Source organism: Streptomyces sp. NPDC090021, from assembly GCF_044748225.1.
GTDB lineage: Bacteria > Actinomycetota > Actinomycetes > Streptomycetales > Streptomycetaceae > Streptomyces.
This window is the reverse complement of the sequence record NZ_JBIVFO010000050.1, coordinates 38629-51545: the sequence shown is the minus strand read 5'-3', so window position 1 is coordinate 51545 and position 12917 is coordinate 38629. Positions and strand designations below refer to the sequence as shown.

Annotated in this window: 14 protein-coding genes; 6 read left to right on the top strand and 8 right to left on the bottom strand. The window is 71.5% G+C overall.

The features are described from left to right. Nucleotides 1-130 precede the first annotated feature (130 nt). The 3 genes from ACIPXC_RS30805 to ACIPXC_RS30795 form a co-directional block, all read right to left on the bottom strand. A complete protein-coding gene (locus tag ACIPXC_RS30805) occupies nt 131-1195 on the bottom strand; it encodes an NAD-dependent epimerase/dehydratase family protein (protein ID WP_401624608.1) in 1065 nt (354 codons plus the stop codon). Between the two features lie 112 nt (nt 1196-1307). Beyond that, nucleotides 1308-1463 (bottom strand): hypothetical protein, encoded by a 156-nt coding sequence (locus tag ACIPXC_RS30800; protein ID WP_401624606.1) that lies wholly within the window; start codon nt 1461-1463, stop codon nt 1308-1310. Nucleotides 1464-1583: 120 nt separating this feature from the next. Further along, on the bottom strand, nt 1584-2549 hold the full coding sequence (locus ACIPXC_RS30795) for a TerC family protein (RefSeq protein ID WP_401624612.1): 966 nt from the start codon (nt 2547-2549) through the stop codon (nt 1584-1586). Nucleotides 2550-2906: 357 nt separating this feature from the next. Here ACIPXC_RS30795 and ACIPXC_RS30790 point away from each other — a divergent pair, with 357 nt between their 5' ends. The 3 genes from ACIPXC_RS30790 to ACIPXC_RS30780 all read left to right on the top strand — a co-directional run bounded on the left by ACIPXC_RS30790 (nt 2907) and on the right by ACIPXC_RS30780 (nt 6757). Further along, on the top strand, nt 2907-3452 hold the full coding sequence (locus ACIPXC_RS30790; protein WP_401624604.1) for a hypothetical protein: 546 nt from the start codon (nt 2907-2909) through the stop codon (nt 3450-3452). Nucleotides 3453-4708: 1256 nt separating this feature from the next. Next, nucleotides 4709-5686, top strand: coding sequence for an alpha/beta hydrolase (locus ACIPXC_RS30785; protein WP_401624602.1), 978 nt, complete (start codon nt 4709-4711; stop codon nt 5684-5686). A gap of 114 nt (nt 5687-5800) precedes the next feature. Continuing rightward, entirely contained in the window at nt 5801-6757 is a 957-nt protein-coding gene (locus tag ACIPXC_RS30780; RefSeq protein WP_401624600.1) for a ribosome-inactivating family protein, read from the top strand. Nucleotides 6758-7077: 320 nt separating this feature from the next. Here ACIPXC_RS30780 and ACIPXC_RS30775 read toward each other — a convergent pair whose 3' ends face one another. Both ACIPXC_RS30775 and ACIPXC_RS30770 read right to left on the bottom strand, forming a co-directional pair. Next, the gene (locus ACIPXC_RS30775; RefSeq protein WP_401624598.1) at nt 7078-7698 is read right to left on the bottom strand and encodes a DinB family protein; all 621 of its coding nucleotides are present in this window, start codon (nt 7696-7698) and stop codon (nt 7078-7080) included. Nucleotides 7699-7783: 85 nt separating this feature from the next. Then, nucleotides 7784-7939, bottom strand: coding sequence for a hypothetical protein (locus ACIPXC_RS30770; protein ID WP_401624596.1), 156 nt, complete (start codon nt 7937-7939; stop codon nt 7784-7786). A 112-nt stretch (nt 7940-8051) separates the two neighbouring features. Here ACIPXC_RS30770 and ACIPXC_RS30765 point away from each other — a divergent pair, with 112 nt between their 5' ends. After that, nucleotides 8052-8270, top strand: coding sequence for a hypothetical protein (locus tag ACIPXC_RS30765; protein WP_401624594.1), 219 nt, complete (start codon nt 8052-8054; stop codon nt 8268-8270). Here ACIPXC_RS30765 and ACIPXC_RS30760 read toward each other — a convergent pair. The 3 genes from ACIPXC_RS30760 to ACIPXC_RS30750 form a co-directional block, all read right to left on the bottom strand. Next, nucleotides 8260-9465, bottom strand: a complete 1206-nt coding sequence (locus ACIPXC_RS30760) for a dipeptidyl aminopeptidase (protein WP_401624592.1) — start codon at nt 9463-9465, stop codon at nt 8260-8262. The genes ACIPXC_RS30765 and ACIPXC_RS30760 overlap by 11 nt on opposite strands. 316 nt (nt 9466-9781) lie before the next feature. Continuing rightward, nucleotides 9782-10345 (bottom strand): ribosome-inactivating family protein, encoded by a 564-nt coding sequence (locus ACIPXC_RS30755; RefSeq protein ID WP_401624590.1) that lies wholly within the window; start codon nt 10343-10345, stop codon nt 9782-9784. A gap of 273 nt (nt 10346-10618) precedes the next feature. After that, entirely contained in the window at nt 10619-11002 is a 384-nt protein-coding gene (locus ACIPXC_RS30750) for a VOC family protein (RefSeq protein ID WP_401624588.1), read from the bottom strand. A 240-nt stretch (nt 11003-11242) separates the two neighbouring features. On the opposite strand from ACIPXC_RS30750, the gene ACIPXC_RS30745 reads away from it, so the two are divergent. Then, a complete protein-coding gene (locus tag ACIPXC_RS30745) occupies nt 11243-11674 on the top strand; it encodes a CBS domain-containing protein (RefSeq protein WP_401624586.1) in 432 nt (143 codons plus the stop codon). A 537-nt stretch (nt 11675-12211) separates the two neighbouring features. Then, a complete protein-coding gene (locus tag ACIPXC_RS30740; protein WP_401624584.1) occupies nt 12212-12568 on the top strand; it encodes a hypothetical protein in 357 nt (118 codons plus the stop codon). Nucleotides 12569-12917 lie beyond the last annotated feature (349 nt).

The window sequence follows — 12917 nt, the reverse complement described above, 5'->3', positions numbered from 1 at the left end:
GGGGGGCCGCCGGGGGCCCCGCGCGCACCGGGGCGCCTGTGCGGGGGCGGGTGGGGGGGCCCGCCGGGGCCGGCCCCCCGCGCCCGCGGCGGCCGCGCACCCGGCCGCCGCGCTCGGCCGGTTCCCGGGATCAGCCGGTCACACCCGCCGATGCGCGCTGCCCGGCCCGCGCGAACTCGGCCACCCCTTCGGCGAAGCCGACCACGGGGCGCCAGCCGAGCTCCTCGCGCAGCCGGGCGGAGTCGGCGGTGATGTGCCGGACGTCGCCGAGGCGGAACTCGCCCGTGACCACCGGGGCGGGTCCGCCGTGCGCCGCAGCCAGCTCGGCGGCCATTTCGCCTACCGTATGAGGCTCCCCGCTGCCGGTGTTGTAAGCCGTCAGGGCACCCACGGGCCGGCCGGCGACGGCCTCCAGCGCCACTGCGTTCGCCGCGGCCACGTCCCGGACGTGCACGAAGTCCCGGCGCTGCGCGCCGTCCTCGAAGACCCGCGGGGCCTGGCCGCGGGCGAGGGAGGAGCGGAAGAAGGAGGCGACGCCGGCGTACGGGGTGTCGCGGGGCATGCCCGGGCCGTACACGTTGTGGTAGCGCAGCGACACCGCGCGCCCCTCCACGCACCGGGCCCAGGACGCCGCCAGGTGCTCCTGCGCCAGCTTCGTCGTGGCATACACGTTCCGCGGATCCGTCGGCGCGTCCTCGCCGACGAGACCCGGTACGAGGTCCGCCCCGCATTCGGGGCAGCGGGGCTCGAACCTGCCGGCCGTCAGGTCGTCGATCCGGCGCGCTCCGGGGCGCACCGTTGCGTGCTCTGCGCACGTGTACCGGCCCTCGCCGTAGACCACCATCGACCCGGCGAGGACCAGTTCCCGGACCCCGGCGGCCGCCATCTCCGCGAGCAGGACGGCCGTGCCGAGGTCGTTGCAGCCGACGTACGCGGGGGCGTCCGCGAAGTCCTTCCCGAGGCCGACCATCGCCGCCTGGTGGCACACCGCGTCCACCCCGCGCAGCGCCGCCCGGACCGCGTCGGCGTCCCGTACGTCGGCCCGGACGAACTCCGCGTCGGGCAGTGGTGGTGTGCCGGGGTGGGCGGCGGGCAGCAGGGCGTCGAGGACGACGGGCTCGTGCCCGCGTTCCTTGAGGGCGGTGACGATGTGGGAGCCGATGAACCCGGCTCCTCCGGTGACGAGTACACGCATGCCCGGGACGCTACGCAGTACCGGCCCGCCGGGGTGTCTCCCACGCGCGTACGTAAGACTTCCGTCATACGGGAGCGGGGCGACGCCGGTCCGTACCTCGCCCGGCCGTACCTCAGGGGGCGGTGCGGTCCTCGGTCAGCGGCTGCGCCTGCGGCTCCCGTCGGCCGTCGGGTGCGGCTCGGGGGCAGGCGGGGTTGGTGCAGGGGGCGTCGGCGTAGACGGGGACGTAGACGCCCAACGTCTTGTGCCGCTGGACCGTCGCGGGCAACGGCTGATGGCACCAGGGGCAAAGATGTCCCGGAATGGCTGCCGCGGGATGCTTCTCTCCGTCCATATATCGACTTTACGCCCGCTTTGCCCGGATTTGAAGCTTTCTTTGGCGGGGTGATCACGCCCCGCGGTCCGCCCGGCTGTCGTGCGGTGGCGGTGGCCGGAGCAGGCTGAGGGTCACCGATACCACGAGGACGATGACGATCACAGAGAGGCTCACCGGTGAGGGGATCTCGGGGATCGAGGGGCTGATCAGTTCGTGCGAGGCCTGCAGGACCAGCTTCACGCCGATGAACGCGAGGATCAGGGCCAGCCCCGTACTCAGGTAGTGGAAACGGTCGAGCATGCCGGCCAGCATGAAGTAGAGGGCTCGCAGCCCCAGGATCGCGAAGGCGTTGCTGCTGTAGACGATGAAGGCGTCGCTGCTGACGGCGAGCACCGCGGGCACGCTGTCGACCGCGAAGACCAGGTCGGCCGCCTCGATCGCGGCCACCACGGCCAACAGCGGCGTCGCCACGCGCCGGCCGGCTTCCTTCACGAAGAACTTCGTCCCGACGTAGTCGTCACTGACCGGGACGACCTTCCGCAGGAGCCGGACGGCGAGGCTCCGCCCCGGGTCGAAGCTGTCGTCCTCCTCCTTGAGGATCTTGTACGTGCTGTAGAAGAGGACCGCGGCGAAGACGTACAGGACGGCCGTGAACCGGCTGACGACGGCCACTCCGGCGGCGAGGAAGACGCCCCGGAACACCAGCGCGCCCAGTACCCCGAAGAACAGCACGCGGTGCTGGTAGGCCCGCGGGACCCGGAAATAGCCGAAGATCAGAGCGAAGACGAACAGGTTGTCGACCGACAGGCTCTTCTCCAGCAGCCATGCCGTCGTGTACTCCACACCGGCCTGCGTGCCCACGACGGCGAACACGAGGCCGCCGAAGGCCAGGGCCAGGCCGACCCACACCCCGCTCCACGCGGCCGCCTCACGAAAGCCGATGACGTGCGCCTGCCGGTGCGCGAGGAGATCGACCGCCAGTGCCACGAGGACGGTGACGGCGAAGACGATCCACAGCCAGTAGGGCACGTCGTGCACGGTGGACCCCCGCGGGAGGTGCAGTCGGTGGGGTGACGCATGGAGCACAATTTTGCCGCAATTATACGTATGTGCCATTTTCGTGGGTGGGGTTGCCACCTCGGGGCCGCAGGCGCGGGTTCGCACCCGGTGGTGTTCGACGGCCTCAAGGAGGTCGATGTGCTGGAAGTCCGGCCACAGGGCGCCGCGGAAGTGGAGGTCGGCGTCGAACACCCGCCACAGCAGCACCCCGCGGATGGCGGCCGGCGCTCCCGGCCCGGATGCGCTCGCACCTGCCGTGCCTCGCCCGCCGTCCCCGCGAGCGGACAAGGGGACGGCCGATCAGAGGGTGCTCGGCGGAGCGCTATGCTCCGCGCCGTGGAAGACAACGACATATGGCAGCCGCAGCAGGCCCGGGCCACCGGCGAGATCGCCCTTCGGATCACGGGCAGTGTGGAGAAGAACGAGTTCCGTGAGGGACTGAAGGCCGCGGGAATGTTTCGGCGGCTGCGCTGGCTCGCTGCCGCGGGCGCATTGTTCATCGCGCTCCTGGGAGTGCGTGTCGACGAAGAGGGCGGCTCGGTCAACGTCGGCCTCGTGGCCGCAGCCGTCGTCGGCGCAGCCGTGTTCGCCCTGCTCGCGTCCCGGCAGATCGTCACACATGCCCTGCGCGCTCAGCAGGCCTACGAGGGCGCGGAATGCGTCGTCGACGGTGCGGGCATTGCGGCCGTCCGCGACGGCGCGGACATCAAGCGCCTGGGCTGGGATGTGATGACGCGATATCACGAGACTCCGAATCTCTACGTCGTTGTGGGTGGGAGCGGCCGCAGGACCTGGTTGATGGTCCTGCCCAAACGGCTGCTGACCGCACCCGACGCCGAACTTCTCGGCGCGGTCCTCGATTCCCGGCTGCGTCGCGGCTAGCGCGCCGCCCCGGCCGGGGCCTGTACGGGTCGGCGAGCGAGCCCCCCTCTTCGGCTCCGGTGGCCGTGCCGAGGAGAGCGTCGATCTGCTGCCGCAGCCGGCCCGCCCTGGGCCGGCCGAACCCGACGGCCTCGCAGAGGGTCTCCCGCGCCTGCTCGTACTCACCGCGTAGGGCGGCGAGCCGCGCCTCCTCGACCCGCTCGTCCAGGGCCCGGGTGGTGTCGTTCGAGAAGCAGGGGCGGTCCGAGGCCATGGCGTGGAACTGCCGGTACATGTCCTCCATGAAGTGACGGAAGGACGGGTACCGTTCCGGGGGGCTCGCCCGCCACAGCGCCCAGATGTACACGGCCCACTCTCCCCGTGCGTCCACATCCTCCGGATCCAGGAGAACGTCCACCATGTCCGATTCGACGGCCAGTTGAAGGGAACGCGACCATGTGCCGGCCAGTCGGACAAGGTCCTCGTCGGCGTCGTCCCCGGCACCGTCCAGCCATACGTCCCGCATGCCGTGCGGATCGCCGCACCATTCGAGGTCTGCGCAGCCGGCGAGCCGCCAGACGAAGGTGCCCGCGTTGTGCCAGCCGTCGGTGACCGCGAGGAAGGACCGCAGGGACGGGGGAAGCGCGACGCCGAGGCGTGTCTCGGCGGCGGTGATCCCGGCCGTGTCCGCCGCCTCACGGCCTAGCCACCGGGCCGCGGCGCACTCCTCCCCGCCCCGGTGTCCGTCGCGTTGCGGGTCGTAGGCCTGCGCCCACTCCGTGCTCCACCGTTCGAGGAAAGGACGCCAATCGAATCGCATCATGGCCCCGATGCTGGCACCCTCCACTGACAGCGGTCCCGGCTCGCTCCCGGGCCCTCCGCCCGCCCGATACCGGAACGTCCCCGCCTCGATGGCCCGCCGGGCCCCTGGTGCGCGCATGGCCCCCATCGGTCTCTACCGTCCGGCGAACCGTGCGGACGGGCGCGTTGTCGCGGTTCTGCAGCGGGAAGTGGGCCGAGTCGTCCGGCGTGGTGGACGCCGCTGGTCTGCAGGGAGACCGAAACGACGGGACGGTCGCGGTGACGCCATCCTCGCGCAGCTGCGGGCCGCCGGCGCGAGCTCTGCACGCAGGGGCCAGATCCGTGCACTCACGGGCGACCCGCGCCGCCCGATCCCGTCTAGCTTTCGGAACGTCTCCCGCTCTTCCGGGGCGGGAGCCGTTCCCGGCGGCGTTCGCGCCGCCGCGGCACGCCCGTCCACAGTGAGAGGCCGGAACTTGACCGACCAGACCCCGTTCACACCCGTCACCCCGGTCCTGGAGGCGGCCGCCGCCGAGTTCGCCCGGGCCACGGCCGAGCCGCCGTTCCTCTTCCAGATCCCGCCGGCCGACGGCCGCAAGGCCGTCGACGAGGTGCAGTCCGGCCCTGCCGACCTGCCCGCCGTGGACGAGGAGTGGGTGACCGTGTCCGGCGGCCCCACCGGAGAGGTCCGCGCCCGCATCGTCCGCCCCGCTGGTGCGGCCGGGCGACTCCCGGTCATCCTCTACCTCCACGGCGCGGGCTGGGTCTTCGGCAACGCCCACACCCACGACCGTCTGGTCCGCGAACTCGCCGTCGGTGCCGGGGCGGCCGTGGTGTTCCCTGAGTACGACCTGTCGCCCGAACACCGCTACCCGGTGGCGATCGAGCAGAACTGGACGGTGGCCCGCTGGATCGTCACCGACGGCGCCGGCCACGGCCTGGACGCCTCCCGGATCGCGGTCGCCGGCGACTCGGTCGGCGGGAACATGACCGCCGCGCTGACCCTGATGGCCAAGGAGCGGGACGGGGTGCCGCTGGTCCACCAGGTTCTCTTCTACCCGGTCACGGACGCCGGCTTCGACACCGGCTCCTACCACCAGTTCGCGGAAGGGTACTTCCTGCGCCGCGACGCCATGCAGTGGTTCTGGGACCAGTACACCACCGACGAGACCGAGCGGGCCGAGATCACCGCCTCCCCGCTGCGAGCCACCGTCGAACAACTCACCGGTCTGCCCCCGGCCCTGGTCATCACCGCCGAGGCCGATGTACTGCGCGACGAGGGAGAGGCGTACGCCAACAAGCTGCGCGCCGCCGGAGTGCCCGTCACCGCCGTTCGCTGTCAGGGCATCATCCACGACTTCGTGATGCTCAACGCCCTGCGCGGCACCCACGCCGCCCAGTCGGCCATCGACCTCGCCGTCGGCACTCTCCGGCGTGCCCTGGCCGATGCCTGAGGTGACAGTGCAGCCGGACGGCGAGGGCAATCCGCCCGGGGGCGGCGGCACCGCCCTCGCCGTCCTCCGCCGGTTCACCGCCCCCGCCACCTGCGCGGCCGACCGCCCGTACCCATGACAGCCGACCTCATCACGGCCAACAAGGAAATCCGCATGTCCAACCCCTTCAACCCCGACCTCTTCCGGCGAGGATGCCGCCGGGTCACCGGTCTCTTCATCGCGCTCGCCCTGTCGGTCGGAATGCTCGGCGCAGCCGCACCCGCCGCGCACGCCGACCCCGACCGGTCGCTCACCGTGGTCGACTGGGACATCACCGGTCTCGACGGCGGCGGCCAGGGCCAGCACGACCGGTACTGGAACATGATCGACCGGATCCACCGGATCAGCGGCCACGACTTCTACCAGGTCCTGGACGAGACCACGACCACCTACAACCAGCTGATCCAGGTCCGGGTGACCCATGCCGGGCAGCACGTCGTCTCCCTCTACTTCTGGGCCAACACCCTCTACCTGGCCGGCTTCTACCAGCCCGGACAGCCGGGTGGCACCGGAAACCGCCACTACGTCTTCCGCGACGGCTACCCAGACGCCTTCAACCGCGTCCTGGGCGTCCGGGCCAGCACGCTTCCCTGGACCGGAAGTTACACCGACCTGCCGAACGGCGGGCTCCGCGACCAGCGCAGACTCACTCCCCAGAACCTCCAGAACGCGCTTCTGACGCTCGGCAACGCCCAGCAGCTCCTCGCCACGGGGCACGGCCGGCACACCGTCGGCTCCTACCTCGTCGACATCATCGGAGCGACCTCCGAAGCAGCCCGGTTCGGCCACCTCTTCGACATCATCCGCGGGAACATCAGGAACAACACGTCCAACCCGATCAACCGCTTCGGCGCGGCCCTCCAGACCAGCTGGGGGCAGCTCTCCGAGTGGGTCTACCGGCAGCTCAACGACCCGACGGGAGCAGGCTTCACCGTCGGCGGCCCCGGCTACAGCAGGTACTACCCGACGGTCGCGGCACTCATCGCGGACCTCGGCTACATCGAGCTCAACGGTCACAAGCGCCGCCGCTGATACGCAGCCCCGGGCAGGCACCGGGATCCCCGGCCCATGCCCGGTGTCCGGCGGCCGGCCAGGGGTCCCGGTCAGCCGCGCAGGAGGCGCGCCAGGCCCGGGGCGACATCCCGTACCGGCCACGGAACCACGGAACACACGGCTGAAATGGCTCGCGCTGACGAAGCCCCAACGGCCGGCGACCGCAGGCACGCTGTCGCCGCAGCCGGGCCGTGCGAGCTCGCGGGCCGCCTCCACCAGTTCCGGAAGCTCGGGGTCGCTTCCCGCCGACACCTTGCCGCAGCGCCGGAGCACTGATTCTCCGTGCTGGGGCGTGGCGGTCAGAGTCCCGGAGCCGCCCCGCTGCGGGACAAGGACCTGGATCTTCCGGAGGCGGCCGACCTGGCGGCCTGCTCGACCTTCGCCCAGTGGGCTGTACGTGCTTCCTCGTCGATCGGCTGCTCGTGTTCGGGGCGCAGCCCGGTCCGGCCGTCGAGGCCCTCGCGCAGGATGTCGGCGTGCCCGGTGTGCCTGACGGACTCGCCGAGAACATGGACCAGGATGGCGAACAGACTCGTGTGGGAATAAGGCTCCGGCCACCACGGCACGTGGCCGGGGGCGTCGAGGGGCAGTTCGCTGATCGTCGCGTCCGAGTGTTCCCATGTGCGCCGGTAGAACCCGATGATCTGGTCGCGGGTCTCGTCCTCGCTCGCCCACAGATCGCTGCCGTCGGAGTCCTGCCACCGGGACAGCGGTTCCGGGGAAGGGCGGTCGAAGACCTCGCCGAAGTACCTGGCCTCGACTGTGGCCACGTGTTTGACCAGCCCGAGGAGGTTGGTGCCGGTGGGTGTCAAGGGCCGGCGTGCGTCGTACTCCGACAGGCCGTCGAGTTTCCAGAGGAGCGCCGTGCGGTCCCGCCGCAGTCTCCCGTGCAGATTGTCCTTCGCGAATTCGTCGATCATGCGGCATGAGCCTGCCATGGGCCACTCGTGCTCTCAAGATCCCCTGCCTGCCCCGGACCTCGCGGCCGACGGTGGCACGCCCCGGTCAGACCGCGTCGAGGTCCGCCGTACCGGCCCACCGGCGGACGTACGGGTCGGGGTGGGCGCGGGCAGTGGCGAGGGTGGTGTCCAGCAGGTGGTGGAGACGCGCCGGACAGTCCGCGCGGGAAGCGGGCAGGAAGTACAGCACACGCTGGAGCATGCCGAGACCGGTGACCTCGGCGAACGGGCAGTACATCGAGCTGGTCCGTCAGGGCCCGGGCCCGGGCAACGAGCACGACCGCCTGGAGCTGTTGCGCCTCCACTAGACCTTCGTGGAGGCGCAGATCAGGGAACTGCGGGACGCGCTGGAGGTGATGTGGCACAAGGTGCGGATCTACGAGGAGCACGTGGAGCGGGGCGAGGCCGACCGGTTTCGGAACCCGTCCCGCACCCCCGATGCCCCGGCACCGGACGGCCCGGCACCGCCGGGGCCGCCGACAGCGGACCGGGCGCAGGCCGAGGCCGCGCCCCCGCCTGCGGTCAGGCCGTGACGTCGAGGCGGGCGGCCAGCCAGTCGAACACCCTCTGCTCGAACAGGGCCCGGCCCAGGGGCTCGCAGTGCATGCCCGCGCCCTCCGCCGCCGTGAACTCCACGAACTCCTTCTCACCGGGCAGCGCGTCGTAGAGCCGCCGCGACTGGCCGGGCCAGAACTGCTCGCCCTCCGGCGAGGTCACCAGCAGCGGAACCGCGACCCGGTCCAGCACCCCTGTCAGGTCGTACCGGCCCATCTCGGTGAGCAGATCGAACGGCGAGTCGATCCCGTACGGTTTGGCCCGCCACTTCCAGAGGGCGGCGAGCTCCTCGTCCTCCGCGATACCTTCACGCATGACCTGGTCGAACGCGTTCCGGTCGCCCGAGTCGAACAGCTCTAGCAGCTCAGGCGGGAAGTTGCTCAACCAGCTGTCCACGACGGACACCACACCCGGGTCCGCGACACCCGCAGCGATCCGCTGCTCGAAGGCCAGGGCCCGGGGCACCCAGTAGCCCGCCTGACTGATCCCGGCCAGCACCAGCCGGCCGGCGGCGATGTCGTCCCGGGCCAGCAGGAAGTCCACCACCGGGGTGATCACGTTCTCCCAGTCGGGGCGGAACGGCATCCCGTGCTCGAACAGCATCGACTGCTGCCCCGGCCCGTCGAAGAGGAGGGCGTTCCAGCCGCGCGCCACGGCCGGTGCGCCGAGCATCGTCCACGCGGTGCTCACCGGACCGTCGCTGCCGTTGTTCACGATCACCGTCGGCGCGTCCGCGCCGCCCGTGGCCGGCCGGAAGAGGTAACCGGGCAGCGCGGTCCCCTCGTACGGCACCGCCACCCGCTCCGCGGCCGGCTCCCACGCCGCCGAGAACCGGTCGAAGCACTCGCGGTGCTCCCGGAACACCGCGAGGAGCCGTCGCTCGTCGGCCAGCGCGTCGGCGGCCACGAGCCCCGTCCCGAAGTAGCCCGCGGCCCGCAGCCACGCGTCCCGTGCGCTCGTCCGCCGCCCGGCCGCAGCTGCCCGTTCGCCGTCCGACCGGACGCGCCGGGCCAGCTCCGTCCAGCCCTCGAACCACCGGCGGCCGTCCGCCGCGCGCAGTGCGCCGGCCGTGGCCAGGACCTCGCCGGGATCGGAACCCTTCTGCCAGGCCGCTCCGAGGAGCGCCATCACCTCGAAATCGAACTGTTCGTTCTCGCAGAACCGGTACGCCACGATGCCTCCCGGAGTACACCCCCACGGTACGAGGCCCCCCGGACAGCCGCACGGCGCGCAGGCCAGGGCCCGCCGCGACGGGTCCGCCATGCGCGCCCTCCAGTGGCGGTCCCCGGCGTTCACGGCCCGGTGGGCAGGCCGCGCAGGCCCCGCAGGCCGTCGGCCGCCCGGGGCAGGGCCCGGGCGGCCGACGGCACAAGGCATCTCGCCAAGCGGAGAGCGCTTCTTGGAACTCCTGAAGAGGGCTTTTTCCTCCTTCCGTGCCCCCGCGCCCGCTGGTCGTGACGAGCAACCGGAATTCGGTGGTTCCTGCTGGTTACAGTCGGCCGCCGGATATCCACAGACGTGACATCGCATCGGCCAGCGCGGGATACCGGGCGGCCTCGCAGAGCATTTCCGAGAGCACCAGCATTCCGTAGGCGGTGCTCCGCGGATCGCGGTTCTGGTGCAGCCTGATGACCGCGAGGCTCAAGGGGCGGCGTCCCAGCATGATCCCGGCGCGCCGGACGGCTGCCGCCGTTTCCAGATCGGCGCGGGCCCCGCCGAACGGCAGGGGTTCCGTTCTGTCGAGCTCCTGCGGCGCGGCGGAGTCCCGCACGTGGTGCACATACGCCTCGGGCGGGGCCACGCCGTTCTCGAAGATGTTCCGGAACCCGGCGATACGGAGGCTCGTATTGCGCGGGCGGAGTTCGATGAAGAGCTCGACGAACAGGCCCCGCAGCCGGATGTGCAGGGGGAGGTAGGGCATCTCGCCCTCCTTGCGTCCGGCTCCGCCGAAGAATCCCTGCCCGTCCTCGGCCTTCGCCCGGATGGTCGACGTCAGGGACCGGTAATCGTCGGCCGTGGCCTGAGCCGGTGAGAACAGGATCGGCATCAACATGGCCGGCCCATCAGGGGAGAGGTCCAGGGCTCGGGCTTGGCGTGAGTAATCTGACCGCAATCGCTCGGATCCTGCTGCACTCGCGCATGCACACCACCACCTTCGCCTCATTCCGGCCGCCCACGGGTTTATCACTCCGTCAGGGCCGGGTTCGGTCCGATGGCTCCTTTGTAGTCGTCCGGGTTGCGGCCAGGAGAATTGTTGGCCTGTGTTGCTAAGAAATCGGCCGGTGATGCCGACGGTGATGCCGAAAGCCCGGCATGGGCATCCGGGCTAGGAATCCGTGGTCGCGCGGTCGGAATCGCTGCGCAGAACGCAGAACTCGTTGCCCTCCGGGTCGGCAAGGACAGCCCAGCCCGAACCGTCGGGGTTGCGGTGATCGGCGACGAAGGACGCGCCGAGCCCCAGCAGGCGCTCCACCTCCTGGTCGCGTGAGGTCTCGGGGCGCAGGCACAGGTGGATCCGGTTCTTGACCGTCTTGGCCTCGGGTACCTGGTTGAAGTACAGCACCGGTCCCTCCGCCAGCGGCACCAGGGTCTCCCGATCCCCCGGCTTGGCGTCCGGATGCACAGGGTGGCCCGTCACACCGCTCCAGAACCGGGCCAGCTCATAGGCGTCCGCACAGTCGATCGCCACGTTCTGCACCACTGAAACCATGGGCGTGATCATTGCTGATCTGCGGGCCGAGTGCCAAGGCCCGCGCGCGACGGGAACAACGGACCGCGGCCGGTCGGGCCTCCACCGGTCCGAGCCTGCACACAACGCGCCCCGGCGCCGTCACCCGGATACTGTGACGGACCGGCTCAGCGCGGCCTACCTCGCCGGTGGAGGGGTAGGCGCCGGGCAGACGGCACCGGCTTGCCGGGGCACTGCCCGAACGACCCATCGGGAGGACCGATGACCCGACGAGTGCACGAGGTGATGACGCGCAACCCCGTGACCGTGGAGCGACAGACCTCGCTCGCGGAAGCGGCGCGGGTGATGCGGGACGCGGGCATCGGGGACGTGCTGGTCGTCGACGAGGGACGGCTCTGCGGCATCCTCACGGACCGGGACCTCGTGGTCCGCGCGCTGGCGGAGGACCGCGACCCGGCCGAGACGACCGTCCTGGCGGTCTGCAGCGCCGAACCGCTCACGGTCGGGCCCGACGATCACGTTGACGAAGCCGTCGACCTCATGCGCCGGCACGCGCTGCGGCGCCTGCCCGTGCGGACCGGGGGCGGCGAGCTCGTCGGCATCGTCACCCTCGGCGACCTGGAGGTCGAACGGGACCCGGGTTCGCCCCTCGCCGCCATCGCGGCGGCGGTGGAGGAGACGCGCGAACGGTGACGGCGACGCCCCGGTGACGATGCCCGGGGAGAGGTTTGAGTCTCCGGAGCGCGGCCATAAGCGCTTTCACGGGCGTCCGCGGCGGTGAGCGGCGCGGACTTCCGAGCGGACCCGGGCCGCGTGGTGGCTCTCCCCCCCGCCATCACGCGGCCGGGCCCCGTAGGTGCCGTGCCGATCCCGGTGGTGTCAGCGGCGGACCGCGAGGCCGTCCAGGGTGCGGCCGAGCAGGCGTTCCGCCCGCTGCCTGTGCTCGGCGCCGCGGCCGAGGTGAGCTCGATGCCGTCGGGGCCGCGGCGATGTCGCGCAGGCTGTCGATCACGCCGTACTCGGCGGTGACGTGGTCCAGGAGGGAACGCGCGCGACGGGGACGCCATGGTCTCCACCCGCATACCGGCCTCCCCAACGGCATTGCGGCCGCCCTGCCCGCCTTCCGGCGCCGGCACAGCACACCGGCCACTTCGTCAACGTCGGCTCCACCACCTCCCACGTCGTCAAGACCCCCAGACCGTCTACGCGGCCACCACCACGGCGGCGAAGGTGCTCACCGCAGGGCCGCGCCAGGCATCCGGCCCCGACCTGCGCGTCACCCTCGTCTCGCCCGGGTTCACCCCCACCGAGGGGATCGGCATGGGGGCGACACGGGACGTGGCCGTCGCGACGACCCGGCAGCGCGACGAGGTCGCGATACCGCCGTCGGCCATGGCCCCGGACCTCGTCCTCCTCCGGGTCGTCACGGGCGTCTCGATGCAGGCGGGCGGTGTCGGACCTGGCGAGGAACGACAGCGCCCGTCGCGGGCGTTGGGCCGGGAGGGCGCCGTCCCCGTGGTGTCGAAAGCCGGATGTCCCGGCCCGGCTGACATGACCGGCGCCATCGTGGACAGCCGAGCGGCATGAGACCTCCATCGAACCAGGGGCGCGGCGGTGACCGCGCGCATGCCGACGCCGAGCCGGACGCCGTGCGGAAAGTTACTGAATGTGCCAGTCTGGTGGCACGAAGTTCGCATCGGAGCATTCGAGCGTCCGCAGCATCCCCTGCATCCATCCGCGGCATCCGGGCTCCCCAGCAACACCCCACGCACGCAGGGCCCGGCCGGAGCCATTAGCCACCCCGGCCGGGCCCTGTCCCCTCCATGACGGCCCCGTGGAACGGGAGTCGGAGGCGGATAAGGAGCGGATAAGGGGAGGGAAGGGCACTATGGAGGTACCCGCTCACGGGCATGTGCGCAGACCAGGGCCGGATCGG